This window comes from Bradyrhizobium sp. I1.14.4 (assembly GCF_050435825.1).
Lineage (GTDB): Bacteria > Pseudomonadota > Alphaproteobacteria > Rhizobiales > Xanthobacteraceae > Bradyrhizobium.
In genome coordinates this window covers 56,664-81,836 of record NZ_JBNDLA010000016.1, presented here as the reverse complement: position 1 = coordinate 81,836, position 25,173 = coordinate 56,664, and the positions used below count along the sequence as shown (strand labels likewise).

General features: G+C 64.5%; 22 protein-coding genes and 1 pseudogene. 13 read left to right on the top strand and 10 right to left on the bottom strand.

The genetic code is table 11. The features are described 5' to 3' along the window. Positions 1-55 precede the first annotated feature (55 nt). Positions 56-1,279, bottom strand: a complete 1,224-nt coding sequence (locus tag ABIB78_RS26705; RefSeq protein WP_429029628.1) for a phenylacetate--CoA ligase family protein — start codon at positions 1,277-1,279, stop codon at positions 56-58. Positions 1,280-1,374: 95 nt separating this feature from the next. Here ABIB78_RS26705 and ABIB78_RS26700 point away from each other — a divergent pair, with 95 nt between their 5' ends. After that, positions 1,375-2,526 carry an AGE family epimerase/isomerase gene (locus ABIB78_RS26700; protein ID WP_429029626.1) on the top strand — a complete coding sequence of 384 codons (1,152 nt, stop codon included), beginning with the start codon at positions 1,375-1,377 and terminating at the stop codon, positions 2,524-2,526. 64 nt (positions 2,527-2,590) lie between these two features. Here ABIB78_RS26700 and ABIB78_RS26695 read toward each other — a convergent pair whose 3' ends face one another. From ABIB78_RS26695 to ABIB78_RS26680, 4 genes are all read right to left on the bottom strand, one after another. Further along, on the bottom strand, positions 2,591-3,430 hold the full coding sequence (locus tag ABIB78_RS26695) for an ABC transporter ATP-binding protein (protein ID WP_429029624.1): 840 nt from the start codon (positions 3,428-3,430) through the stop codon (positions 2,591-2,593). A gap of 140 nt (positions 3,431-3,570) precedes the next feature. Further along, on the bottom strand, positions 3,571-4,854 hold the full coding sequence (locus ABIB78_RS26690) for an ABC transporter substrate-binding protein (protein ID WP_429029622.1): 1,284 nt from the start codon (positions 4,852-4,854) through the stop codon (positions 3,571-3,573). A gap of 52 nt (positions 4,855-4,906) precedes the next feature. Then, positions 4,907-5,980 carry a branched-chain amino acid ABC transporter permease gene (locus tag ABIB78_RS26685; protein WP_429029620.1) on the bottom strand — a complete coding sequence of 358 codons (1,074 nt, stop codon included), beginning with the start codon at positions 5,978-5,980 and terminating at the stop codon, positions 4,907-4,909. A 3-nt stretch (positions 5,981-5,983) separates the two neighbouring features. Then, on the bottom strand, positions 5,984-6,877 hold the full coding sequence (locus tag ABIB78_RS26680) for a branched-chain amino acid ABC transporter permease (protein WP_429029617.1): 894 nt from the start codon (positions 6,875-6,877) through the stop codon (positions 5,984-5,986). Positions 6,878-6,882: 5 nt separating this feature from the next. On the opposite strand from ABIB78_RS26680, the pseudogene ABIB78_RS26675 reads away from it, so the two are divergent. Continuing rightward, a pseudogene (locus ABIB78_RS26675) lies at positions 6,883-7,326 on the top strand (endonuclease domain-containing protein). 62 nt (positions 7,327-7,388) lie between these two features. Here the strand turns inward: ABIB78_RS26675 and ABIB78_RS26670 are convergent. After that, on the bottom strand, positions 7,389-9,317 hold the full coding sequence (locus ABIB78_RS26670; protein ID WP_429029615.1) for a long-chain fatty acid--CoA ligase: 1,929 nt from the start codon (positions 9,315-9,317) through the stop codon (positions 7,389-7,391). After that, on the bottom strand, positions 9,314-10,135 hold the full coding sequence (locus ABIB78_RS26665) for an ABC transporter ATP-binding protein (RefSeq protein WP_429029613.1): 822 nt from the start codon (positions 10,133-10,135) through the stop codon (positions 9,314-9,316). Before ABIB78_RS26665 ends, ABIB78_RS26670 begins: the two co-directional genes overlap by 4 nt. 397 nt (positions 10,136-10,532) lie before the next feature. Here ABIB78_RS26665 and ABIB78_RS26660 point away from each other — a divergent pair, with 397 nt between their 5' ends. The 3 genes from ABIB78_RS26660 to fcl all read left to right on the top strand — a co-directional run bounded on the left by ABIB78_RS26660 (position 10,533) and on the right by fcl (position 13,371). Beyond that, positions 10,533-11,207 (top strand): Crp/Fnr family transcriptional regulator, encoded by a 675-nt coding sequence (locus tag ABIB78_RS26660; RefSeq protein WP_429029611.1) that lies wholly within the window; start codon positions 10,533-10,535, stop codon positions 11,205-11,207. Between the two features lie 141 nt (positions 11,208-11,348). Next, entirely contained in the window at positions 11,349-12,434 is a 1,086-nt protein-coding gene (gmd, locus tag ABIB78_RS26655) for a GDP-mannose 4,6-dehydratase (protein ID WP_429029609.1), read from the top strand. Continuing rightward, the gene (fcl, locus tag ABIB78_RS26650) at positions 12,415-13,371 is read left to right on the top strand and encodes a GDP-L-fucose synthase (RefSeq protein WP_429029607.1); all 957 of its coding nucleotides are present in this window, start codon (positions 12,415-12,417) and stop codon (positions 13,369-13,371) included. The genes gmd and fcl overlap by 20 nt, the downstream gene beginning before the upstream one ends. Positions 13,372-13,381: 10 nt before the next feature. On the opposite strand, the gene ABIB78_RS26645 is transcribed toward fcl, so the two are convergent. Then, the gene (locus tag ABIB78_RS26645; RefSeq protein WP_429029605.1) at positions 13,382-14,224 is read right to left on the bottom strand and encodes a uroporphyrinogen-III synthase; all 843 of its coding nucleotides are present in this window, start codon (positions 14,222-14,224) and stop codon (positions 13,382-13,384) included. A gap of 135 nt (positions 14,225-14,359) precedes the next feature. Between ABIB78_RS26645 and purU the strand changes: the two genes are divergently transcribed. Beyond that, positions 14,360-15,223 (top strand): formyltetrahydrofolate deformylase, encoded by an 864-nt coding sequence (purU, locus tag ABIB78_RS26640; RefSeq protein ID WP_429029602.1) that lies wholly within the window; start codon positions 14,360-14,362, stop codon positions 15,221-15,223. Between the two features lie 57 nt (positions 15,224-15,280). On the opposite strand, the gene ABIB78_RS26635 is transcribed toward purU, so the two are convergent. Then, on the bottom strand, positions 15,281-15,559 hold the full coding sequence (locus ABIB78_RS26635) for a hypothetical protein (RefSeq protein WP_429029600.1): 279 nt from the start codon (positions 15,557-15,559) through the stop codon (positions 15,281-15,283). A 375-nt stretch (positions 15,560-15,934) separates the two neighbouring features. On the opposite strand from ABIB78_RS26635, the gene ABIB78_RS26630 reads away from it, so the two are divergent. From ABIB78_RS26630 to ABIB78_RS26605, 6 genes are all read left to right on the top strand, one after another. Beyond that, positions 15,935-17,116 carry an ABC transporter substrate-binding protein gene (locus tag ABIB78_RS26630; protein ID WP_429029598.1) on the top strand — a complete coding sequence of 394 codons (1,182 nt, stop codon included), beginning with the start codon at positions 15,935-15,937 and terminating at the stop codon, positions 17,114-17,116. Positions 17,117-17,250: 134 nt separating this feature from the next. After that, positions 17,251-18,120, top strand: a complete 870-nt coding sequence (locus tag ABIB78_RS26625) for a branched-chain amino acid ABC transporter permease (protein ID WP_429029595.1) — start codon at positions 17,251-17,253, stop codon at positions 18,118-18,120. A 7-nt stretch (positions 18,121-18,127) separates the two neighbouring features. Further along, entirely contained in the window at positions 18,128-19,159 is a 1,032-nt protein-coding gene (locus ABIB78_RS26620) for a branched-chain amino acid ABC transporter permease (protein ID WP_429029593.1), read from the top strand. Continuing rightward, positions 19,156-19,908 carry an ABC transporter ATP-binding protein gene (locus tag ABIB78_RS26615; RefSeq protein WP_429029592.1) on the top strand — a complete coding sequence of 251 codons (753 nt, stop codon included), beginning with the start codon at positions 19,156-19,158 and terminating at the stop codon, positions 19,906-19,908. The genes ABIB78_RS26620 and ABIB78_RS26615 overlap by 4 nt, the downstream gene beginning before the upstream one ends. Then, positions 19,901-20,617: an ABC transporter ATP-binding protein gene (locus ABIB78_RS26610; RefSeq protein ID WP_429029590.1), complete on the top strand. Its 717-nt coding sequence runs from the start codon at positions 19,901-19,903 to the stop codon at positions 20,615-20,617. Before ABIB78_RS26615 ends, ABIB78_RS26610 begins: the two co-directional genes overlap by 8 nt. Positions 20,618-20,636: 19 nt before the next feature. Continuing rightward, the gene (locus ABIB78_RS26605; protein WP_429029587.1) at positions 20,637-21,755 is read left to right on the top strand and encodes a cobalamin-independent methionine synthase II family protein; all 1,119 of its coding nucleotides are present in this window, start codon (positions 20,637-20,639) and stop codon (positions 21,753-21,755) included. A gap of 149 nt (positions 21,756-21,904) precedes the next feature. Here ABIB78_RS26605 and ABIB78_RS26600 read toward each other — a convergent pair whose 3' ends face one another. Beyond that, a complete protein-coding gene (locus ABIB78_RS26600) occupies positions 21,905-23,629 on the bottom strand; it encodes a caspase family protein (RefSeq protein WP_429029585.1) in 1,725 nt (574 codons plus the stop codon). A gap of 176 nt (positions 23,630-23,805) precedes the next feature. Here ABIB78_RS26600 and ABIB78_RS26595 point away from each other — a divergent pair, with 176 nt between their 5' ends. Further along, a complete protein-coding gene (locus ABIB78_RS26595; protein ID WP_429029583.1) occupies positions 23,806-25,161 on the top strand; it encodes a hypothetical protein in 1,356 nt (451 codons plus the stop codon). Positions 25,162-25,173 lie beyond the last annotated feature (12 nt).

Genomic DNA, 25,173 nt, shown 5'->3' with positions numbered 1-25,173 from the left:
CACAATGCCGCGCGCGACAAATGTGGATTGACCACGCTCCGGCTGGTCTCGAGGATTATCGCTCGTCCGCAATCACCTTGCCGTCGTTCGGCAGCGCGCCCGCGCCGACCAACTCGACCGTGCCGCTGAGTTTTGTCACGGCACGCAGCGTTGCTGCAACCTCGCCCTGCAGGGCATCCAGCGCCGAAGCACACTCGGCCTTCAGCGTCATCGCATCGGTCTCGCCGGCGCGCGTGACGACGAGGCGGAGCCGTCCGAGTTCGGGATGGCGCTTGCCGATTTCCGCGATCTGCTCGGGGCGCACGAACATGCCCTTGACCTTGGTGGTCTGGTCGGCGCGGCCCATCCAGCCTTTGATGCGCATGTTGGTGCGTCCGCACGGGCTCGCGCCGGGCAGGGCGGCGGTCAGATCGCCGAGCGCCAGGCGAATCCAGGGATGGTGCGGATCCAGTGAGGTGACCACGATCTCGCCGACGTCGCCCGGTGCGACCGGATCGCCGGTACCGGGCTTGACGATCTCCAGGATCAAATCCTCGTTGACCGTCATTCCCTCGCGCGCCGGCGTCTCGAACGCGATTAGGCCGAGATCTGCCGTGCCGAACGCCTGGTAGGCCTCGACGCCGCGCGACTTCATCTCCTCTTGCAGCGATTTCGGAAATGCGGCGCCCGAGACCAATGCGCGCTTGATCGAGGACACGTCGCGGCCGGCGGTGGCGGCGGCGTCCAGCAGGATCTTCAGGAAGTCCGGGGTGCCGCTATAGCCGACCGGGCGATAGGCCTCGATCAGCTCGAATTGCTGCTCGGTATTGCCTGGGCCCGCCGGTATTACCGCGCAGCCGAGCGCCCGCGCGGAGGCGTCGAAGATGAAGCCGCCGGGGGTGAGGTGATAGCTGAAGGTGTTCAGCACCACGTCCCCTTCGCGGAAGCCGGCCGCAAACAGCGCCCGCGCGCCGCGCCAGGGGTCTGCCTGGCGGCCCTCGGGCTCGAAGATCGGTCCGGGCGAGGTGAAGAGACGGGCGAACGAGCCGGGCGTGTCGGCGACGAAGCCGCCGAAGGGCGGCGCGGCCTGGTGCAGGGCCGGCAGTTCCGACTTGCGCAGCACCGGCAGCCCCGCCAGCGCCTCCCGGCTGGTGATGGATGCGGGAGCGGTGCCCCTCAGCAGGTTGGCATAGGCGGGCGCCGCCATCGCCTTGCGCAGCATCTCCGGCAGCCGGGCGAACAGTGCGGCCTCGCGCTCGGCCGGATCGCGCGTTTCAAAGGCGTCGTAATGGTCGGTCATGGCAGGTCCTTGAGGGGATTTGCACGGGTTGCGTGCCGGTCTGCCCGTGCTATCAGACGGTGACTGCCGACGGTGGGATGGTTCCAGGAAGCACGATGGCTGAAGCAGAGAGCGTTGCGGCGGACGGGGCCGCCGATGTCGTCGCGAGGCTGAAGCGCCGCATTGTCGACCAGGCACTGCCGCTGTGGTCGACCGTCGGCTGGGACAGTGCGGCCGGCGGCTTTGTCGACCGGTTGCATCAGGATGGGACGGCCGATCAGGCCGCGCCGCGCCGGGTCTTCGTGCAGGCGCGCCAGATCTATTGCTACGCCAAGGCGGCCCAGCTGGGTTGGTATCCCGAAGGCCGCGCGATCGCGCTGAAGGGGCTGGACTACCTGCTGGCCAAGGCCAAGGCGCCGGACGGCCGACCGGGCTTCGTCTACAGCCTGACGGCCGAAGGTGGCGTGCTCGACCCGCTGCGCGACACCTATGGCCATGCCTTCGTGCTGCTCGCGATGGCGACCGTCTACGGCCTCGACCAGGACTCCCAGATCCGCGCCGAGATCGACGCGCTGCTGTCGTTCCTCGACACACAGTTGCGCTCGCCCCATGGCGGTTTCCAGGAAGGCCTGCCGCCGTCGATGCCGCGCCGGCAGAACCCGCAGATGCATCTGTTCGAGGCGATGATCGCTTGCTTCGACGCGACGCACGATCTTTCGTTCCAGAACCGCGCCGGCGATTTCTTCGCGCTGTTCCTGGCCAACCTCTACGACAAGCAGGCGCGGGTGCTCGGCGAATATTTCGAGGAGGACTGGTCGAAAATCCCGCCGGTCAGCGTCGAGCCCGGGCACCTCGCGGAATGGGTCTGGCTGCTGAAGGGATTTGAGCGCATCACCGGCTGCCCCACCGGGCGCCCGCGCGGCGAGTTGCTGGCCTCCGCGCTGCGCTATCGCGACGCGGCCACCGGCTGCCTGATCGACGAGGGCGATTCCGAAGGCAACATCCGCCGCCACACCAGGCGGCTGTGGCCGCAGAGCGAGCTGGCGAAGGCCTGGATCGCGCAGGCCGAATCGGGCGAAGCCGGCGCGGCGGACGAGGCGCGCGCGGCGCTGGTGCTGCTGGAACGCTACTATCTCAGCCATTCCGTGGCCGGCGGCTGGCACGACCAGTTCGACCGCGACGGCGCGTCGCTGGTCGCCACTATCCCGGCGTCGTCGTTCTACCATGTTCTCTGCGCGGTCACTGAGGCCGAGCACGTGCTCGGATAGAACCGCCTTCCTGGTCTGGCGCGTTTTCTGCACACGCAACCCCGCCCGAAAACGCTCGATATCCTCACAGCCAGCGCTTGCGCCGCTTGAAGCTCTTCAAATTCTTGAAGCTCTTGCGCTGGTCGCCGGCGCCGCCGAGGTAGAACTCCTTGACGTCCTCGTTGTCGCGCAGCCCGTCGGCGGAGCCGTCGAGCACCACCTTGCCCTGTTCCATGATGTAGCCATGGCTCGCGACCGAGAGCGCGGCCCGGGCATTCTGCTCGACCAGCAGGATCGTGACGCCGAGATCGCGGTTGATCTCCTTGATGATCGCGAACACTTCCTTCACGAGCAGCGGCGACAATCCCATCGATGGCTCGTCCATCAGGATCATCTTCGGGCGCGCCATCAGCGCGCGGCCGATCGCGAGCATCTGCTGCTCGCCGCCGGAGAGATAGCCGGCGAGGCCGGTGCGCTCCTTCAGGCGCGGGAAATATCTGAACACCATGTCGATGTCGGCCGAGACCTCGCCGTCGCGCCGGGTGAAGGCGCCGAGCCGCAAATTCTCCAGCGAGGTCATGTCGGCGACGATGCGGCGACCCTCCATCACCTGGAAGATGCCGCGACGGACGATCTTGTCCGGATCGATGCCGTTGATGCGCTGGCCCTCGAACAGGATCTCACCGCGGGTGACCTCGCCGTCCTCGGTCTTCAGCAGGCCGGAGATCGCCTTCAGCGTGGTCGACTTGCCGGCGCCGTTGGCGCCGAGCAGCGCCACGATCGCCCCCTTCGGCACCTCGAGGCTGAGGCCGCGCAGCACCAGGATGACGTCGTCGTAGACGACTTCGATATTGTTGACGCTCAGCAGCGGCGGCGGCGGGACTGCCGTCGGCACCGGGCGGGTGGCTTCGAGGGTTTCGTTCATGGTCTCAATCACTCTCCACTGTCGTCACCGCGAAAGCGGGTGACCCAGTATTCCAGAGACGCCTGCGATCAATACGGTAAGGGCGCGGCGTACTGGATCCCCCGCCTTCGCGGGGGATGACGACTTCCTGAGTTACGACCTTACCACCCAAACCATTCCGGCTTGCGCGGCAGTTCGACGGTCTTCACCTTCTCGAGCTTGATCGTGCCCTTGCCCATCAGATCGTTGATGTCGCCGTCGGTCGCGCCCGACACCTTCGAGCGATAGAGGTCGACCTTTGTGGTCGGGCGGTGATCCTTCTCGGTCCAGGTGGAGGGATTGCAGACGCCGTCCATTCCGGCCGGTATCCAGTCCTTCTTCTGGTAGAAGCCCTTGGCGACGTTCTCGCCGGTGGCGCCGCCATTCTTGGCGGCCCAGTCGAGCGCCTCCTTCAGATAGAGCGCGCTACACACCGCCGCGATGTAATGCACGGGGCGATAGACCTTGCCTGACGGATCGGACATCTTGGAGATTTCCATCACCGTCTTCATGCCGGGCGCGTTGCCGCCCCAGCTCACCGCGGTGCGGAGCGGGAAGATCACGCCGTCGGCGGCATCGCCGGCGGTCTTGGCGGCGTTCTCGTCCATGCCCCAGACATTGCCTAGGAACTGGATGTCGACGCCGGCGGTCTTGCAGGCCTTCAACACGGAGATGTTGGAGGCCGCCGTATTGCCGAGATAGGCGTAATTGGCGCCGGAGCTCTTCAGGCTCAGGCACTGTGCCGAGTAGTCGCCGGGCGAAAGCGCAAACACCAGCGGCGGCAAGACCTCGAAGCCGAGCTCGGTGGCGAGCGCTTCGCCGGCCGCCTTCGGCGCGTTCGGATAGGGATGGTTGGCGCCCATATGGACGAACTTCGGCTTGCCGGACTTGCCCTTGGCCTTCCAATCCTCAGCGGCCCAAGTCAGCATCGCGCGCATCGCGTCGGAATAGCTCGGGCCGTAGAAGAAATTGTACGGTGCGGGCTTGGCCTTGCCGCTGGTGCCTTCCGGATCGGTCAGCGCAGCGGCGTAGGAGCCGGAGATGTCGGGGATCTTGTCCTGCGCGAGGAAGCCGGTCAGCGCCTCGGTATCCGCCGTGCCCCAGCCCATGATCGCCGCGACCTTGCCGTCGGACGCCGACCACTTCTTGTACAGCGCGATCGCGCGCGGCACCTGGTAGCCATAGTCGTTGCTGTCGACACTGAGTTGCTTGCCGCCGACGCCGCCGTTCTTGTTGACCCAGGCGAAGGTATCGGCGACGCCCTGGCCATACGGCGTGCCGACGTCGGAGGTGCCGCCCGAGAGGTCCTGCAGATGGCCGATGGCAATCTGCGCCCGTGCGGTGGCGGCCGCGCTGCTGATCAGCAGCGCAAGGGAGACCGAGCTCAAAAGGGATCTAATCGTCATTCTTTGTTTCCTCCTGCTTATTCGTTGAACCGAATTTGAGTCGTTTCCTGCGTCAGTGCGAGAACGGATAAAGCTTCCAGTAGGCCTTGATCTGCCGCCAGCGATGCGCGAGCCCGTCCGGCTCGAACATCAAAAAGCCGATGATGATCAGGCCGATCGCGATCTCGCGCAGGAAGGTGAGGTTGTTGTTGAGCTGCAGCGCCTTGTCGATGGCGCCGCCCTTCAGCCACGCGCTCAGCCATTCCATCGATTCCGGCAGCAGCACCACGAAGGCCGTTCCCATCAGCGTGCCCATCACCGAGCCGGTGCCGCCGATGATGACCATGGCGAGGAACAGCACCGAGCGCTCGATGCCGAAACCCTCCTGGGAGACAACGAGCTGATAATGCGCGTAGAGCGCGCCCGCGATGCCGGCAAAGAAGGCGGCGAGTCCGAACGACAGCGTCCGGTACTTGGTGAGGTTGATGCCCATGATCTCGGCGGAGAGATAGTGGTCGCGGATCGCGACCAGCGCACGGCCGTCGCGGGTGCGCATCAGGTTGGTGACGAGCAGGTAGCTGATCACCACGTAGGCGAGAACGACGTAGAAATATTGCCGGTCGCCGCGCAGGGTGTAGCCGAAGATCGAGAAGGGGTTGGCGCTGGCCGGCACCGAGCCGCCCGAGAACCAATCGGCGCGCGAGAAGAAGTCGAGCAGGATGTACTGCGCGGCGAGCGTTGCGATGACGAGATAGAGGCCCTTCAGCCGCGCCGCCGGCACGCCGAAGATCAGGCCGACCAGCGCGGTGATCACGCCGGCGAGCGGAATGGCAAAGAACACCGGGATCGGCGCGTTGTTGGAGATGTAGGCCGAGGTGAATGCGCCGAACAGGAAGAACGCGGCGTGGCCGATCGAGATCTGGCCGGTGAAGCCGACCAGAACGTTGAGGCCGAGGGCCGCGATCGCGAAGATGCCGATCTGGATCGATACGCTGAGCCAGTAATTGGTCAGCACCATCGGCGCAAAGCAGGCGAGCACGATGCCGGCGATCGCGAAATTGCGGCTGGTCGAGGTCGGGAAGATCGTGGTGTCCGCCGCGTAGGTGCTGCGGAAGTCGCCCGACGGTATCAGTGTGCTTGTCGCCATTGATTAGACCCGCTCAATATCTTTGGTGCCGAACAGGCCGTACGGCTTGATCATCAAGAGGATGATCAGGACGTAGAACGGCGCGATCTCGTAAAGATTGCCCCAGTGCAGATACTGGCTGTCGACATACTGGGCGACATTTTCCAGCAGCCCGATGATGATGCCGCCCAGCACGGCGCCGCCGACCGAGTCCAGGCCGCCCAGGATCGCCGCCGGAAACACCTTGATGCCGTAGGCGGAGAGGCCGGACGACACGCCGTTGACCACAGCGACCACGACACCGGCGACCGCCGAGACGGTGGCCGAGATCGCCCACGCCATCGCGAACACGCTCTTCACGGAGATGCCGAGCGACTGCGCGACTTGCTGGTTGAACGCGGTGGCGCGCATCGCCAGGCCGTATTTGGAGGCGCGGAAGAACCAGGCCATGCCGACCATCATGGCGAGGGAGACCACGAGGCTCATGACATAGACGGTCTGGATCTGCAGTCCGAACAGGCTGACCGAGTCGCTCTGGAATATGCGCGGGAACGGCTGCGGGTTGACGCCGAAGATCCACTTCAGCGCGGCCTGGAACACGGTCGACAGGCCGATCGTGACCATGATGACGGAGATGATCGGCTCACCGATCATCGGACGCAGGATCACGACCTGGATCGCGATGCCGAAGATGAACATGAACACGAGCGTGATCGGCATCCCGACCCAGAACGGCAGCTGATATTTCGTCAGCAGCGCCCAGCACACCCAGGCGCCGACCAGCAGCAATTCGCCCTGGGCGAAATTCACGACCTGCGTCGCCTTGTAGATCAGCACGAACGACATCGCGACCACGCCATAGAGCGTGCCGACCACGAGGCCGTTGACGATCAGCTGGATCAGGAACTGGGTGTTCATGTGCTATGCTGAGCTGTTCGCCTCGCCCCGCTTGCGGGGAGAGGCCGGCGCGCGAAGCGCGACGGGTGAGGGGGAGCCTCCGCATGCGCGGTGCCGATGAGTCCAAAATCAAACGCGCAAGGAAGTTGCGAAACGCCTCGACGGATGCTGAAGGGACGCTCTGGTACCAGCTTCGTGCCCGCAGGCTGAGTGGCTACAAGTTCGTAAGATAGGAACCGATTGGACCCTACACCGTCGACTTTATCTGTCGAGAACGCCGTCTCGTGATTGAAGTGGAAGGCGGGCAACACGCCGATAGTCAGCCCGACGCTGTTCGCGACAAATGGCTCGTCGACCACAATTATCGTGTGCTGCGGTTTTGGAACAACGAGGTCCCCAGCAATTTGGCGGGTGTCCTCGAAACGATTGTTATCGCCCTCGCGGAGACTCCCCCTCACCCGGATCGCTGACGCGATCCGACCTCTCCCCGCAAGCCGGGCGAGGTGAAAGCCTGCGTGCGGTGTTGAATGCGTCATTCCGCGGCCTCCGCGATCGCGGCGCGGCCGAGATCGACCACCTCGAGCGTGGTGCGGACGCGCTGCGTGGTGCCGTCCTGGAAGCGGATCACGGTGTCGACGGGGATGCTGGCCTTGCCGCGGTAGATTGCGTCGATGATGTCGGCATATTTCTCGTTGATGACGCCGCGGCGGACCTTTCGGGTCCGGGTCAGTTCGCCGTCGTCGGCATCGAGCTCCTTGTAGAGCAGCAGGAAGCGCGAGATGCGCTGCGCCGGCGGCAAGGTGGCGTTGACGGTCTCGACCTCTTTCTTCAACAACGCATAGACCTCGGGTCGCGAGGACAGGTCGGTATAGGTCGTGAACGAGATCCGGTTTTTCTCCGCCCATTTCGAGATGATCGAGTAACGGATGCAGATCATCGCGGCGAGCGCGTCGCGACCGGCGCCGAGTACCACTGCCTCGGCGACATAGGGCGAGAACTTCAGCTTGTTCTCGATATATTGCGGCGAGAAGCGTTCGCCGCGCGAGGTCTCGGCGAGATCCTTGATGCGGTCGATCACGACAAGCTGCCGGTTGTCGTTGTAGTAGCCGGCATCGCCTGAATGCATCCAGCCGTCCTTGATGTCGGCGACCGACGCTTCGGGGTTCTTGTAATAGCCGTGGAACATGTTGGGGTGCCGCACCACGATCTCGCCGACACCGTTGACGTCGGCATTGTCGATGCGGATCTCGATGTCGTCGGCCATCGGAACGCCGGTGGTATCGGGATCGACCTTGCCTTCCGGGTGCAGCGTGTAGGCGCCGAGCAGCTCGGTCTGGCCGTACAGCGTGCGCAGCGGCACGCCCATCGCCTGGAAGAATTTGAACGTATCCGGCCCGAGCGCGGCGCCGCCGGTTGCCGCCGAACGCAGCCGGGTGAAACCGAGCCGATCGCGCAGCGCGCGGAACAAGAGCTGGTCGGCGAACATCGAGCGCTTGCCTTCGGCGAGCGCCGCAAGCCCGGCCTTCATGCCGAGCTCGTAGAGCCTCTGCTTGAACGGCGAGGCGTCCATCACCCCGGCGCGGACGTCGGCGGCGATGGATTCCCAGACCCGCGGCGCGAACAGCACGAAGGTCGGCGCGATCTCGCGGAAGTCGTTCATCATGGTGTTGGGCTCTTCGACGAAGTTGACCTTCATCCGGGAGAGCAGCGCTTTGCCCAGCGCGTAAATCTGCTCCATGATCCAGGGCAGCGGCAGCACCGACACGTACTCGTCGTCGGGCCCCTTCGGATCAAAGGCGAGATAGGTCGCGCAGTGCCGCAGCACGCGCCCGGCCGAGAGCATCGCAAGCTTCGGGTTGGCCGTCGTGCCCGAGGTCGTGCAGAGGATCGCGACATCCTCGCCGCTTGTGGCGTCGACCAACCGTTCGTACAGCCCAGGCTCGCGCGCGGCGCGATCGCGGCCCAGGGCGACGAGCTTGCCCGCCTCCATCAATCGCGGATCGTCGTATTTCCGCATGCCGCGCGGGTCGGAATAGACGATGTGCTTGAGATTGGGCACGCGATCGGCAAGGCCGAGCAGCTTGTCGACCTGTTCCTCGTCCTCGGCGAAGACCAGCTTGGCTTCACCATAGGTCAGGAGATAGGCAGCTTCCTCGTCCAGCACGTCGCGATAGAGGCCGAGGCTCATCGCGCCGATCGCGTGACTGGCAATCTCGGCGGCGACCCAGTCCGGCCGGTTATCGCCGATGATGCCGATCACGTCGCCGCGTCCAAGGCCGAGCTCGACCATGCCGAACGCGAAATCATGGGTGCGTGTCTGGTAGTCGTTCCAGGTGAATTCGCGCCACAGCCCAAAATCTTTCTCGCGCAGCGCGATCTCTTGGCCGTGCTCCTTCGCGTTGAGGCGCAGCATCTTGGGGAAGGTGTCGGCCTGCGCGGCGCGACCGGCATAGTCCATCATGCCGCACTCTCCCGCACCGCGGGCTTGTCGTCGGAATCGACCAGCACCTCGTCCTCTTCGCCGAGATAAGCGCGCTTGACATGGGGATCGGCGAGCACGGCCGCCGGATCGCCCTCGGCGATCTTGCGGCCGAAGTCGAGCACCATGACGCGGTGGGAGATGTCCATCACGACGCCCATGTCGTGCTCGATCATCATGACCGTCATGCCGAACTCTTCGTTGAGATCGACGATGTAGCGCGCCATGTCTTCCTTCTCTTCGAAGTTCATGCCGGCCATCGGTTCGTCGAGCAGGATCAGTTGCGGCTCGAGCGCCATTGCGCGGGCGAGCTCGACGCGCTTGCGCAGCCCATAGGGCAGGGTGCCGGCGGTCGCCTTGCGCACCGACTGCAGATCGAGGAAGTCGATGATCTCCTCGACCTTGCGGCGGTGCTCCAGCTCCTCGCGGCGCGCGCCGGTCAGCCAGTACAGCGATCCCGTGATGTAGTTGTTCTTCAGCAGGTGATGGCGGCCGACCATGATATTGTCGAGCACGCTCATGTGGTGGAACAGCGCGAGATTCTGGAAGGTCCGGCCGATGCCGAGGCGGGGTCGCGCGTTCGGGGTGAGGCCGGTGATGTCCTGGCCGCGATAGAACAGCTGGCCTTCGGTCGGCCGGTAGCGGCCGGAGATGCAGTTGACGATCGAGGTCTTGCCGGCACCGTTCGGGCCGATGATGGAGAACAGCTCGCCCTCGTTGACGCCGAAGCTCACTTCGGTCAGCGCCCGGACGCCGCCAAAGCGCAGTGAGACTCCGCGCACCTCGAGACTGTTAGCCACCCTGTTCCCTCCAGATATCGGCGCCTTGGCGCGCTCTTTATCTTCGTTTCGATCTTACTTCGATCTTACATGGGCTGCCGAAGGGAGACCATCCGACTAATGATGCCGGCGTTCGGGCGCGTCGCTCGCCCCCAACCGCCTGCGTCATGCGCGGTAACGCCGCACCCGCCTGCAAGCCCAGTCACGCGTCATCCGCCGCTCCACCAGGGAGCCGCGCGCGGCGTTACGTGAGGTGGCTCTGAATACGAGAAAGCGGTAGGTTGAATTGTCATGTGCCCGACAATTGGTCAGGAATTTTCGGTGGCAGTCCAGGAAGCGGTTTCCTGACTTCGTGCAGCATGGCATTGTTGCAGTGCGATATTGTCGCAGTATTTTGGGGTGGGATGCCGTCGCTAGAATGATTGCTGCTGATTACCTAAAGCGCATCGCGGCCTGGTCGCGCGAACTGAGCGAGCAAGAAATCGAAATCGCACGCGCCGGCATTTCCGAGAAGTCCTACCGCGCCAACGAATTCATTTTCATGCGCGGCGATAATTTCCAGTACTGGACCGGCATCGTCACTGGGTTGGCGCGGATGGGCATCGTGTCGCGCGGCGGCAAGGCGGCGAGCTTCGCGGGCCTCACTGCCGGCGCCTGGTTCGGCGAGGGCACCGTGCTCAAGAACGAGCCGCGGCGCTACGACGTGGTTGCGCTGCGCGACACCAGGCTGGCGATGATGGATCGCCGGACCTTCGTCTGGCTGTTCGAGAACAGCGTCGGGTTCAACCGTTTCCTGGTGGGGTCGCTCAACGAACGGCTCGGCCAGTTCATCGCGCTGCTCGAATATGGCCGCACACTGGACGCCACCGCGCGGCTGGCGCGCTCGATCGCCTCGCTGTTCAATCCGATTCTCTACCCGGACCTCACCCTGCATCTGGAGATCACCCAGGAGGAGATCGGGGCGCTGTCGGGAATTTCCCGGCAGAATGCCAACCAGTGCTTGAAGCGGCTCGAGCGCGAGGGGCTGCTGCGGCTCGAATATGGCGGGGTGACCATCATCAATCTCGACCGGTTACGCCACTACGGGGAGTGACCGGCTCCGGAACGTATTTGGCCATTTTCGAGGGTCTAAAGTCCTGATTTCAAACGATTATGCCATTAGACTTGGAGAAGGCCGGATGCTACAGACCGGCCTCGTCGAGACCGCGCGGTTTTCGCGCCCTCTGGAGATGACATGGCGGCTCAGGACTCAAAGCGGCGCGTTGCGCTGATCACCGGCATCACCGGGCAGGACGGCGCGTATCTCGCCGAATATCTGCTCGGCCTCGGCTACACTGTGCACGGGATCAAGCGCCGCTCGTCCTCGTTCAACACCGCGCGCGTCGACCACCTCTACCAGGATCCACATGCCGGCAATGTTCCGTTCCTGATGCACTACGGCGACATGACGGATTCGACCAATCTGATCCGGTTGATGCAGCAGATCCGGCCGACCGAGATCTATAACCTCGCCGCCCAGAGCCACGTCCAGGTCAGTTTCGAGAGCCCTGAATACACCGCCAACGCCGATGCCATCGGCGTGCTGCGCCTTCTGGAGGCGATCCGCATCCTCGGCATGGAAAAGGAGACGCGGTTCTACCAGGCCTCGACCTCGGAGCTTTACGGGCTCGTGCAGGAGGTGCCGCAGAGGGAGACCACGCCGTTCTATCCGCGCTCGCCCTATGGCGTCGCCAAGCTGTACGGCTACTGGATCACGGTGAACTACCGTGAGGCCTATGGCATGTTCGCCAGCAACGGCATCCTGTTCAACCATGAGAGCCCGATCCGCGGCGAGACCTTCGTGACGCGCAAAATCACGCGCGCCGTCGCCCGCATCGAGGCCGGCCTCGAGAACAAGTTCTATCTCGGCAATCTCGATGCCAAGCGCGATTGGGGCCATGCCCGCGACTATGTCGAGGGCATGCACAAAATCCTGCAGGCGGACGAGCCCGACGACTTCGTGCTTGCGACCGGCGAGACGCGATCGGTCCGCGAATTCGTCGAGCTGGCGTTTGCGGAGGTCGGCCGCAGCATCGAATGGCGCGGCAAGGGCGTCGAGGAAGTCGGTGTTGACAAGGCGTCCGGCAAAACCCTGGTGCAGATTGATCCGACCTATTTCCGGCCAACCGAGGTCGATCTTCTGGTCGGCGACGCCAGCAAGGCGCGCGGCAAGCTCGGCTGGGCGCCGAAGACGCCGTTCGCGCAACTGGTGAAGGAGATGGTCGCCAGCGATCTCGTCGAGGCCAGGCAGGATGCGGCCAATGGCAAGCACGGCGTTTGAACTGAAGGGCAAGACGGTTTTCGTCGCCGGCCATCGCGGCATGGTCGGCTCGGCGCTGATGCGCCGGCTGGCGCGCGAGCAGGCCGATCTGCTGACGGTGTCGCGCGGCAAGGTCGACCTGCGCGATCAGGCCGCGGTCAACGCCTGGTTTGCCGCGAAGCGGCCGCAGGCGGTGTTCCTGGCCGCCGCCAAGGTCGGCGGCATCGTCGCCAACAATACGCTGCGGGCCGAATTCCTCTACGACAATCTGGCGATCTCAACCAACGTGATCCAGGCGGCCCATGCCAATGGATGCGAGAAGCTGATGTTCTTCGGCTCGTCCTGCATCTATCCGCGCCTGGCGCCGCAGCCGCTGCGCGAGGACTCGATGCTGACCGGTCCGCTGGAGCCGACCAACGAGCCCTATGCCATCGCCAAGATCGCCGGCATCAAGATGGCCGAGGCTTATCGCAGCCAATATGGCGCCGATTTCATCAGCGTGATGCCGACCAATCTCTACGGTCCCGGCGACAACTATCACCCCGAATACAGCCACGTCGTCGCCGCGCTGATCCGCCGCTTCCACGAGGCCAAGGTCTCCGGGGCAAGCGACGTCATGGTGTGGGGCACCGGCACGCCGCGCCGCGAATTCCTCTATGTCGACGATCTCGCCGACGCCTGCATCCACCTGATGAAGACCTATTCCTCGTCGGAGCTGGTCAACATCGGCACCGGCGAGGACATCGCCATCGCCGAATTCGCCCGCGTGGTTGCCGCTATTGTCGGCTATCGCGGCGAGATCAGCTTCGACACCTCGCGGCCGGACGGCACGCCGCGCAAGCTGCTCGACGTCGGCCGGCTGGCGAAGCTCGGCTGGCGCGCCACGACCTCGCTCGAGAATGGCATCAAGCTGGCGTACCAGGCCTATCTGAGCGAGACCAAGCAGGCGGCGGAATAGCGCCGAACCACTATTTCGCTGCCGCGCGCGGCGGCGCCTTCGAGAGCGCCGTCGCCATCGCCGAGATCAGCGGCTTCATGAAGAACGCATCGTTCGCCGGGTAGATGTCGGTGCGCAGGCCAAAGGCCTTCAGCTCGTCCGACACCACCGGCCCGACCGAGGCGATCGGCGTCCGCTGCAAGCCGTCGCGCAATTGTGCCTCGCAGCGATGCGCCTGCGCCACCTCGAGCAGGCGGCGAACCTGGCCCGAGCTGGTCAGCGCAATCGCATCGATGCGGCCCCGCGCCATCTCCTCGATCGCGGTGACGATGTTGGCATCGGCGGCCTGCGCATCGTAGACATAGGGCAGCACCGTATCGACCTCGGCGCCCTGTGCCTTGATTGCGCCGATCAGCGTTGAGTGGTCCTTGTCCGGATAGAGCTGAAGGCCGAGGCGGTGGCCGGTCAGGTCGAGCTTCGACAGCATCTCCGCGACGCCTTCCGACGTCGGCTTTTCGGTCGTCATTTGCGGCTCCATCCCGATCTCGCGCAGCGCGCGGCCGGGCTTGGGACCCCGGGCGAACTTGCGCGCTTTGCCGAGGCTTGTGACAAACTCCGCTTCGACCCCGATCCGGCGCACGACCTTCATCAGCCGGCGCAGGCCTTCGCCGGTCATCAGCACGAGGTCGTCGAGCGGCCGTTCGATGGCGCGGTGAATCCAGGCCTCGATCGGCGCCGGGTCCGGCGCGTCGTGGATGGTGAACATAGGACATTGCAGCACGTCGGCGCCCTGCTCGGCGAGCAGGCGGGAAAACTGCGCCTCCTCGCGCGTCTCGAGGATCAGGATGCGGTAGCCGTTCAGCCGGTCAGCCATGATGGTCCCTAACAAACATTGTCGTCATTTGTTCGATTTGACCCCTGCGCCGGGATTGGCGCAAGGCCGCCTGCGGTGTAGACGAGGGCCGAAAATGGCCGTTCCACCTATCTGCTCAAGCTTTGGTCAATTGGCATGCCCGACCATCAATTCGTTCTGACCCTGTCCTGTCCGGACCGACCGGGGATCGTCTCGGCGGTCTCGACCTTCCTCGCGCATAACGGCCAGAACATCCTCGACGCCCAGCAGTTCGACGATATCGAGACCGGCAAGTTCTTCATGCGCGTGGTGTTCACCGCGGCCGATCTCGCGGTCGGGCTGTCGGCGCTGCAGACCGGTTTTACGGCAATCGCCGAGCGTTTCGGGATGGAATGGCAGATGCGCGATCGCGCCAGCCGCCGCCGGGTGATGCTATTGGTGTCGAAGTCCGATCACTGTCTGGTCGACATCCTCTATCGCTGGCGCACCGGCGAGCTCGAGATGATCCCGACCGCCATCGTGTCCAACCATCCGCGTGAGAGCTACGGTTCGCTCGATTTCGGCGATATCCCGTTCCATCATCTGCCGGTGACGAAGGAGACCAAGCGGCAGCAGGAAGACGCCGTCTGGAAGCTGGCCCAGGACACTCAGACCGATCTCGTGGTGCTGGCGCGCTACATGCAGATCCTGTCGGACGAAATGTCGGCGCGGTTGTCGGGCCGCTGCATCAACATCCATCATTCCTTCCTGCCGGGCTTCAAGGGCGCCAAGCCCTACCACCAGGCGCATGAGCGCGGCGTCAAGCTGATCGGCGCCACAGCGCATTACGTCACCAGCGATCTCGACGAGGGGCCGATCATCGACCAGGACGTCGAGCGCATCAGCCATCGCGACACGCCGGAGGATCTCGTGCGCAAGGGCCGCGACATCGAGCGCCGCGTGCTGGCGCGGGCGATCCGCTACCATCTCGCCGATCGCGTCATCCTCAACGGGCGCAAGACCGTGGTGTTCGTGGACTAAGCCGCCACTGCTGCGGTTGGCGCAACGCACTGCAAGCTCTGTCGTCCTGCCGGCTACTCAGCGGGCAGCGTCCTGCGACGGCGTTGCCGGCTTGGCATCATCACCACGCTCGGCCGCAGGCATCAGGCGCTTGCGTTCTCGCTCCTGCATGAACTTGTCGTACTCGGGGGTGCCCGCCCGCGGCGGCGCGTCTGCCGGCAGGCCGCCGGCCCAGGCCGGAATGGTGTCGGCCATTCCGGCCGAGAGCTTCTGGTTCACGGAGCTGCATCCCCCGAGCGCGCAGGCCGCGAGTGCGAGGGCAGTCAGGACAAGGATGGGACGCGTGAAGATCGGCATGGAGGCAGGATACGGCCCTGGTCTTTATGGATGATGATCGCGGGCGCGACCGTTCGGCTCCAATTGTGCTTGTTTGTTGACATCGTAGCTTTGTTTGTACGATCGTACAAATGAATCGGGTCCGCGAGGGCGTGGGAGTGCGTGACGGTTCTTGCGGGGGCATTGAGTTTCGTGGAGCGATTTTGGTATCCTGATACTGGCTTCCGCAGCCCGCCCGATCGCGTCGCGCGCGACACACGTCCATCGTCCGATTGACAGAGGGCATGGGGAGACGCCTTGTCGCGTTGCGGCCTGGCCGTGACATGCTTGGGTTAAGGTAAGGCAAGAGCCGGGGACTCGGCTCGACGCATAAGATCGGAAGGGGGAGGGATGTCGATGTTCAATCGTCGCAAAATGCTGCTGTGGGGCGCCGCTTCGGCCGTGCTTCCGGGATTGTGCGCCAGCGTTGCGGCGCGGGCGGAAGACGCCGTCAAGATTGGCCTGATCTTGCCGATGACCGGCGGCCAGGCGTCGACCGGCAAGCAGATCGATAATGCCATCAAGCTCTATATGCAGCAGAAGGGCGATACCGTCGCCGGCAAGAAGATCGAGATCATCCTGAAGGACGACGCCGCGGTGCCCGACAACACCAAGCGGCTCGCGCAGGAGCTGATCGTCAACGACAAGGTCAACTTCATCGCCGGCTTCGGCGTGACGCCCGCGGCACTTGCCGCAGCGCCGCTGGCGACGCAGGCCAAGATCCCGGAAGTCGTGATGGCGGCCGGCACCTCGATCATCACGGAGCGCTCGCCCTATATCGTGCGCACCAGTTTCACTTTGGCGCAGTCCTCGACCATCATCGGCGACTGGGCAGTCAAGAACGGCATCAAGAAGGTCGCGACGCTGACCTCCGACTACGCGCCGGGCAACGACGCGCTCACCTTCTTCAAGCAGCACTTCACCGCCGGCGGCGGCGAGATCGTCGAAGAGGTCAAGGTCCCGCTCGCCAATCCCGACTTCGCGCCGTTCCTGCAACGCATGAAGGATTCCAAGCCCGACGCGACGTTCGTGTTCGTGCCGGCGGGGCAGGGCGGCAACTTCATGAAGCAATATGCCGAGCGCGGGCTCGACAAGAGCGGCATCAAGGTGATCGGACCCGGCGACGTGATGGACGACGACCTGCTCAACAATATGGGCGATGCCGCGCTCGGCGCGGTGACGGCGCATCTCTATTCAGCGGCGCATCCCTCGCAGATGAACAAGGATTTCGTCGCCGCCTACAAGAAGGCGTTCGGCAACCGCCCGGGCTTTATGGCTGTCAGCGGCTATGACGGCATCCACCTGATCTACGAGGCGCTGAAGAAGACGGGCGGCGCGACCGACGGCGACAAGCTGATCGAGGCGATGAAGGGCATGAAGTGGGAGAGCCCGCGCGGCCCGATCTCGATCGATCCGGAAACCCGCGACATCGTGCAAAACATCTATATCCGCAAGGTCGAGAAGGTCGACGGCGAACTTTACAATGTCGAGTTCGCGACCTTCGAGGCTGTCAAGGATTCCGGCAAGACCAAGAAGTGACGCGCGAAAGCTCCGCTCCATCCACGTCTTCCCGCCGGCGTGCGAGCAAGATGTGGATGGCTGGGACAGGCCCGGCCATGACGATCTATCCGACTTGCGCGACGTGGTGGTGTTCTTTCGGCTGAGCTGACCCGATGGCCTCTATCCTCACTAACCTGTTCGACGGCGTTGCCTACGGCATGCTGCTGTTCGTGCTCGCCTGCGGGCTTGCGGTGACGCTCGGGCTGATGAACTTCGTCAATCTCGCGCATGGCGCGTTCGCGATGGCCGGCGGCTATGTCTGCGCCGTGCTGGTCAATAATTCCGGCTGGCCGTTCTTCGCCGCGCTGCCGCTCGCCTTTGTCGGGAGTGCTGCGATCGGCGTCGCGCTGGAGCGCACGCTGTACCGCCATCTCTATAGCCGCAGCCATCTCGATCAGGTGCTGTTCTCGATCGGGCTCGTCTTCATGTCGGTCGCGGCGGTCGATTACATCATGGGATCGTCGCGGGTGTTCATCAAATTACCGGCGGCGCTGGAGGGCCAGATCGATCTGTTCGGCGTCGGCATTGGGCGTTACCGGCTGATGATCGTCGTGATCTGCGGCCTGCTCACGCTGGCGCTGCAACTCGTCCTGGCGAAGACCCGGTTCGGCAGCCGCCTGCGGGCCGCGGTCGACGATCCGCGCGCCGCGATCGGGCTCGGCATCAACGTGCCGCAGGTGTTCGCCTTCACCTTTGCCTTTGGCTGTGGCCTGGCCGGTCTCGGCGGCGCGCTGAGCGCAGAAATCCTCGGACTCGATCCGTATTTCCCGCTGAAGTTCATGATCTACTTCCTGATCGTAGTGACCGTCGGCGGCTCGTCGTCGATCACCGGGCCGTTCCTCGCATCGCTGCTGCTTGGCGTCGCCGACGTCGCCGGCAAATATTACATGCCCAAGGTGGGACCCTTTGTGATCTACACGGTGATGATCGTGATCCTGCTCTGGCGCCCCAACGGCCTGTTCGGCCGCACGGCGGCGCGGTGAGCCCGCCATGACCGCGCTGTCCGACGTCTCCACTCACGCGATCGCCAGCGCGCGCTGGCGGATCAGCGAGGTCGCGTTCTGGGTCCTGGCGCTCGCCTGCGCCTTCCTGTTCCCGTCGCGTTATCTGATCATGACCGACATCGTACGGCTTGGCTTGTTCGCGCTGTCGCTCGACCTGATCCTCGGCTACGCCGGCATCGTCTCGCTCGGCCACGCGGCATTCTTCGGTGTCGGCGCCTATTCGGCCGGCTTGCTGGCACTGCATGGCATCGCCAATGAGCCCGTCATCGCGTTGGTCGCCGCCGGTCTCGTTGCGGCGGCGCTCGGCTTCCTCACCAGCTTCCTGGTCATCCGCGGCGTCGACCTGACGCGGCTGATGGTGACGCTCGGCATCGCGCTGCTGCTGGAAGCGCTCGCCGAACGTTTCTCGAACATTACCGGCGGTACGGACGGCCTGCAGGGCATCGAGATGCAGCCGATCCTCGGGCTGTTTGCCTTCGACATGTTCGGCAAGACCGGGTTCTTCTACTCGCTGATCGTGCTGTTCATCCTGTTCCTGCTTGCGCGACGTGTGGTGCATTCGCCGTTCGGCCTGTCTCTGCGCGCCATCAGGAACAATCCGTTGCGCGCGGCCGCAATCGGCGTGCCGGTGAATCGCCGAATGATCGCGGTCTATACGCTTGCCGCCCTCTATGCCGGGATCGCCGGCGCGCTGTTCACCCAGACCACGGCGCTCGCCTCGCTCGACGTGTTCGCCTTCGAGCGCTCCGCCGATCTGATGCTGGTGCTCGTGATCGGCGGCACCGGCTATCTCTATGGCGGCCTGATCGGCGCCGTCGTGTTCAGGATGCTGCAGGAGCTGTTTCAGAGCATCACACCGCAATACTGGCTGTTCTGGATCGGTCTTGTGCTGGTCGTGATCGTGATGGTCGGCCGCGCGCGGATCCATCGCTGGGTGTTGTTCGTACCGAACCTGATCATCCGCCAGTTCGCCGGCCGTAAAGCAGCCGTTGCCGTGCCCGAGGGCGACGCGTCATGACGATCGCGCTCGAAACAAGCGGCCTCGAAAAATCTTTCGGCGGCCTTCGCGTCACCCGCGATCTTTCGTTGAAAGTGATGCGGGGCGCCCGCCACGCACTGATCGGACCGAACGGCGCCGGCAAGACCACCGTCATCAACCAGCTCACTGGTGTGCTGACGCCGAACAGCGGGCGCATCCTGCTCGAAGGCAGCGACATCACCGAGCTCCCTGTGCACAAGCGGGTGCTGCGCGGGCTGTCGCGCACGTTCCAGATCAACCAGCTCTATGCAGACCTGACCCCGCTCGAAACCATCGGCCTTGCGGTCTCCGAACGGATGGGCCGCGGCGGCGACTGGTGGCGGCGGATGGGGACGCGAAGCGACGTCAACGCCGAGATCGCCGAGATCCTGTCGCGATTCCATCTGCTTGACGTCATGACCGAGCTCACCTCGACATTGCCCTACGGCAAGCAGCGCCTGCTTGAGATCGCGGTCGCGATCGCGGCCAAACCTCGCGTGCTGCTGCTCGACGAGCCCGCGGCCGGCGTCCCCGAAATCGAGCGCCACGATATCCTGGCGGCGGTCGCGGCGCTGCCGCGCGATGTCACCGTGCTCCTGATCGAGCACGACATGCACCTCGTGTTCTCCTTCGCCGACCGCATCTCGGTGCTGGTCAATGGCGCCCTGCTCACCGAGGGCGCACCTGACGAGGTCGCGCGCGATCCGCAGGTGAGGGCGGTCTATCTCGGCGAGGCTGCCGATGCCTGACCTCCTCTCCATCCACGGTCTGCGTGCCGGGTACGGCGAGGCGGTGGTCTTGCCCGATATGTCGCTGGCGCTTGCCGAGGGCCAGGTGCTCGCGCTGCTCGGCCGCAACGGCACCGGCAAGACCACGCTGATCAACTCGATCGTCGGCATTGTCAGACGCTTCGGCGGCAGCGTCGCACTCGCAGGCCGCGACATCACTGCGATGCGACCGGATCAGCGCGCTCGCGCCGGGATCGGCTGGGTGCCGCAGGAGCGCAACATCTTCCGCTCACTGACGGTGGAAGAGAACATGACCGCGGTGGCGCAGCCCGGGCCGTGGACGGTCGAGCGCGTGTACGCGATGTTTCCGCGGCTGAAGGAGCGGCGCGGCAATTTCGGCAACCAGCTGTCCGGCGGCGAGCAGCAGATGCTGGCGATCGGCCGCGCGCTGACCTTGAACCCGAAGGTACTGCTGCTCGACGAGCCAACCGAAGGCCTCGCGCCGATCATCGTTGAGGAGTTGCTAAAGGCGATTGGAACCATCACGCGTTCCGGCGGCATCTGCTCGATCATCGTGGAGCAGAACGCGCAAAAGATTCTGGGGCTCGCCGACCGTGTTGTGATATTGGAACGCGGCACCATCGTGCACGATGCCGCAAGCAGCGCGCTGAAAGCAGATCCCTCCGTCCTCGAGCGCCACCTCGGCGTCTCCGGGGTCAAGGCACATTAGAAACGTCCGGGAGTTGACCATGCAGCGAACCAAGCCTCCGTTCCGCGCCGACGAGGTCGGCAGTCTGTTGCGTCCGCCAAGGATCAAGGAAGCCCGCGCCAAACTGGAGAGGGGCGAGATCTCGGCCGACGAACTGCGCAAGGTCGAGGACATGGAAATCGAGAAGGTCGTGCACAAGCAGGCCTCGGTCGGCCTGAAGCTTGCGACCGACGGCGAGTTCCGCCGCTCCTGGTGGCACTTCGATTTCCTCAGCTATCTGACCGGTTGCGAGCTGTTCCACCCCGACATGGGTATCCAGTTCGCGGGCGTGCAGACCCGGCACGACGCCATCAGGGTGACCGGCAAGCTCGACTTCTCCGATCATCACCCGATGCTCGATCACTTCAGGTTCCTGAAGAAATACGCCGACCAGGCGCATGTCACGCCGAAGATGACGATCCCGTCGCCGGCGGTGCTGCATTTCCGTGGCGGCCGCAAGCTGATCTCGAAAGAGGTTTATCCCGATCTCGAGGAGTTCTTCCAGGATCTCGGCAAGACCTATCGCAAGGCGGTGAAGGCGTTCTACGACGCCGGTTGCCGTTACCTGCAATTCGACGACACGGTGTGGGCCTATCTGTGCTCGCAGGAGGAACTGCAGAAGTCGCGCGACCGCGGAGACAATCCCGATGGTCTGCAGGATATCTATGCGCGCGTCATCAACTACGCGATCGCCGATCGTCCGTCCGACATGGTGATCACGACGCATGTCTGCCGCGGCAATTTCCGCTCGACCTGGATATCGTCCGGCGGCTACGAGCCGGTCGCCGAGACCATGCTCGCCGGCACCAATTACGACGGCTATTTCCTCGAATATGATTCCGATCGCGCCGGCGGCTTCGAGCCGCTGCGCTTCCTGCCCAAGGGTAACAAGGTCGTGGTGGTCGGCGTCATCACCTCGAAGTTCGGCGAGCTCGAGAAGAAGGACGATATCAAGCGTCGGCTCGAAGAGGCATCCAAATTCGCCCCGATCGAGCAGCTCGCACTGTCCCCGCAATGCGGCTTTGCCTCGACCGAGGAGGGCAACATCCTCTCCGAGGAGGAGCAGTGGGCCAAGCTGCGGCTCGCGGTCGAGGTCGCGAACGAGGTTTGGGGCAAGTAACCTCGGTTGTCATTTCGTCATTGCGAGCCAACCGGTCGGCGCGAAGCGCCGCCGGATGACAGGCTCCGCGAAGCAATCCATCTGCCTGCGAGGACAGGATGGATTGCTTCGTCGCTTCGCTCCTCGCAATGATGGGTGAAGGTGCCCCGTCATTTCTCCGCCAGATAGACTTCGCCGAGCAGCGAGGAGTTCGACCACGGCACCTGCTTGCCCTTGGTCGCGGCGACGACTTCGGCGCGGACCCGCGTCAGCATCTGTTGCACCTCGAGGCCGGGCGTGCCGACATGGCGCGACAGCGCCGCCGAGAACGGACTGTTGGCGCCTTCGCCGTCGAGCGCGACCTGGCCCGGCGCGGTCGCAAACGCGATCAGCGTGCCGGCGCCAAGCGTCGAGCCTGATCCCAGCGAAGCCGGTGCGGCAAGGCCGGAGCCGGCTTCGATGCCGCGGCTCGGACCCGCGGATGCCAGCTGCGGCGCCATCGGATTGTTGCGACAGGCATCGAGGATCAGGATGTTTGTGCGGATCTGGTCGTCGAGGCCGGCCATGATTGTATCCATATCAACCATCGCGTCGGTCATGCGCCCGCTCGCCTTGAACTCGATATCGACAGGCACGAGGTAGTTGCGACCATCGACCTGCACGCCGTGACCGGCGTAGTAGACCACGGCGATCTGCGACCGCGCGGCATCGCGCAGGAAATCATGGATCGTCCTCTGCATCGCGTCGCGATCGAGATCGAGACCTTCCGAGACGGTGAAGCCGATGTCGCGCAGGCTCTTGGCGATGGCGCGGGCGTCATTGGGCGGATTGGGCAGCGCCCTCACATGCGCATAGCCGCCGTTGCCGATCACCAGCGCGACGCGCCGGGCGGTGGCTGCGGCTTGCACGCGTGCTGGGGGCGCGGCCGGTGCCGCGGCGGGAGCAGGCGGTGCAGAAGCAGGGCTGCTCTCGGCAGGCGCCGCCGCGGTCTTGCGCGGTGCTGCGTCGGCCTCCTTCAGTAGCGCGAGCCGCACCTTGGCGGTGGCCTGGTTGGCCTTGCTGCCGGCATCGGAGGCCTGGCCCTCGAGCACCGAGGCGTAGTCCTCCTTGGCGTGCGCAGCATCGCCCTTGGCCTCATAGGCGAGGCCGCGCTGGATATAGGCCGAGATCAGCACACTGCCGGGCGGCGTCATGATGTTGACGGGCGCCTTCGCCTTCGCGAGCCGGATCGCTTCCGATGTGTCCGCAATCGCGCGCTCGATGTCGCCCTTGGCGCGCCAGATCACGGCGCGGCTGATCAGGGGCTGCGGCAGCGACGGGTCGATCCTGACAGCCTCGTTGATGTCGGCGAGCGCGCCGTCGAGATCGCCGAGCGCCCGCTTCGAGGCGCCGCGGTTCTGATAGGAGAAGGCCGACTTCGGACCGGCCTTGATCGCGGCGTCGTAGTCGGCGATCGCCCTGGCGTAGTCGCCCTTGCTGCGATAGGCGTTGCCGCGGTTGTGAAAGATGATGCCGCTCGGCGGACCCATGCGCAGTGCGTCGTTGAAGTCGGCGATTGCGATGTCGTACTCGCCCTTGTCGTAGTAGGCCGAGCCGCGCAAATTGTAGACTGCGGTGCTGGGCTTCAGGCGCAGCGCCTCGGTGGCGTCAGCGATCACCTGCGCGTAGTCGCCCTTCTTGTTCCAGCCGACAGCGCGCCAGAAATAGATGGTCGCGAGCTTCTCGCCGGAAAACGCTTTCAACGCGATGATCTTGGTGCAGGCGTCGATCATCTGGTCCGCTGGCGTCGTGTCGGTCGTGCAGAGCGGGCCGAGCTGGGCGCGAGCGTGGGCGAAACAGGACGCCGACCACAGCATGGCAGCAAGCAGGCAGGGGATCAGAAGCAGGCGGCGCATCGGTCATCCATGAGGTGGTGGGCCGTCATGGTGATCGGCGACGGCGAGGCGGTCCATGAATGTTTGGTGACCCGGCGGCAGAGGGGGTTCAACTGGTGGGAAAAGGGTGATAAGATGCCGTCGCAAGCTATCGCTGCCCACTCTTGTCCCACTCGCTGCTGCCCACTCCAGGCTCCATGAAGAACCCCGAAATCCTCAGTCAGATCACGGATTTCTGCCGCCGTTCCGACATGGCGGAGACGACGTTCGGCCGTCGTGCCGTCAACGACGGCAAGCTGGTGCACCGGTTGCGCGAGGGCAAGCGCATCACCATCGATACCCTCGACCGCATCAATGCGTTCATCGCGACCTCGACGCCGGGCGGCGTGGCGCCGCCGCGCGGCCTCGTTGTTCCGCCGGAAAAGCGCGATCCGCGGGGCAATTTCCGCTTTTTCGAGAACCGCCAGCGCTACCTGCTGTTCGTCCACACCTGCAGCGAGAAGCGGGTGATTGCCGACCGGGTCGCGCTGGAACTGGCCGCAATCCACCCGCGGCCGCCAGCGTTGCGGGTGTTCGACGCCGGCATGGGCGACGGCACGGTGCTGGCGCGGGTCCTGCGTGCCATGCATGGCCGCTTCCCTCATATGCCATTCTATGTCGCCGGTAAGGAACTGAGCCTGGAGGACGTCCGCCTCACCCTCGACAAGGTCCCCGACCGCCTGTTCGAGCATCCGGCCAGCGTCTTTGTATTCACCAACATGTATTACGCCGAGGCGCCCTGGCTGACGCCCAAGAACTCCGCGGCGGCCGCCAGCATGATCTGGCACGAGGTGCCCCTCCGAGGAGCTTCCTCGGGTGATTTCGAGGCCCAGATCGCGGAACTCGGCCCGTTCCTGGAGCAGAACTGGCGGGCCAATCTCAGCCCCGGCACCGCGCTGCCGGTCTATGAGCGGCCGGTGGCGCTGGTGTTGTACCGGGACGATCACCGATTTCTGCTCGATTCCATCATTCCCCGCGCCGGCCGGACCGAGGCCAATTTCGATCTTGTGATCGCCTCGCAGCCCTACCGGGCCAAATCCTCGGTGAATTTCCGCGCCAAGCGGATCATCGCGCCGCTGGCCCGCGCGCTGCGCGGCGGAGGACGGCTGATAGGAATCCACTCCCACGGAGGCGATCCCGGCCTTGAAATCATTCAAGCCGTCTGGCCCGGAGAAAATCCTTTCGCGGTCAGCCGTCATGAGATACTGCGCGCGGTGAAATACGAGCTGGGATCGGCCGGCCGCGAGCTGAACTTCAACGCCTACGCCGATAACCGTTCGATCTTCCGGTATGATATGGAAGCGCTGCCCAATGAGGTGACCGGCTCGATCGGAACCTCGACGGCCTTTGCGGCGTGGAATGCGGCGGTGTATGTCGCGCAGATCGAAGATGATCGGTTGACCGAAACGACCGAAAATGGACGAGCTCTCGAGGCCACGCGCGAAGTTCTCCGCAAACACAACGGGCTGTGGTTCTACGACGAATCCTACGTCATCTCGCGGCGACGAGACTGACATTCCGGGGAC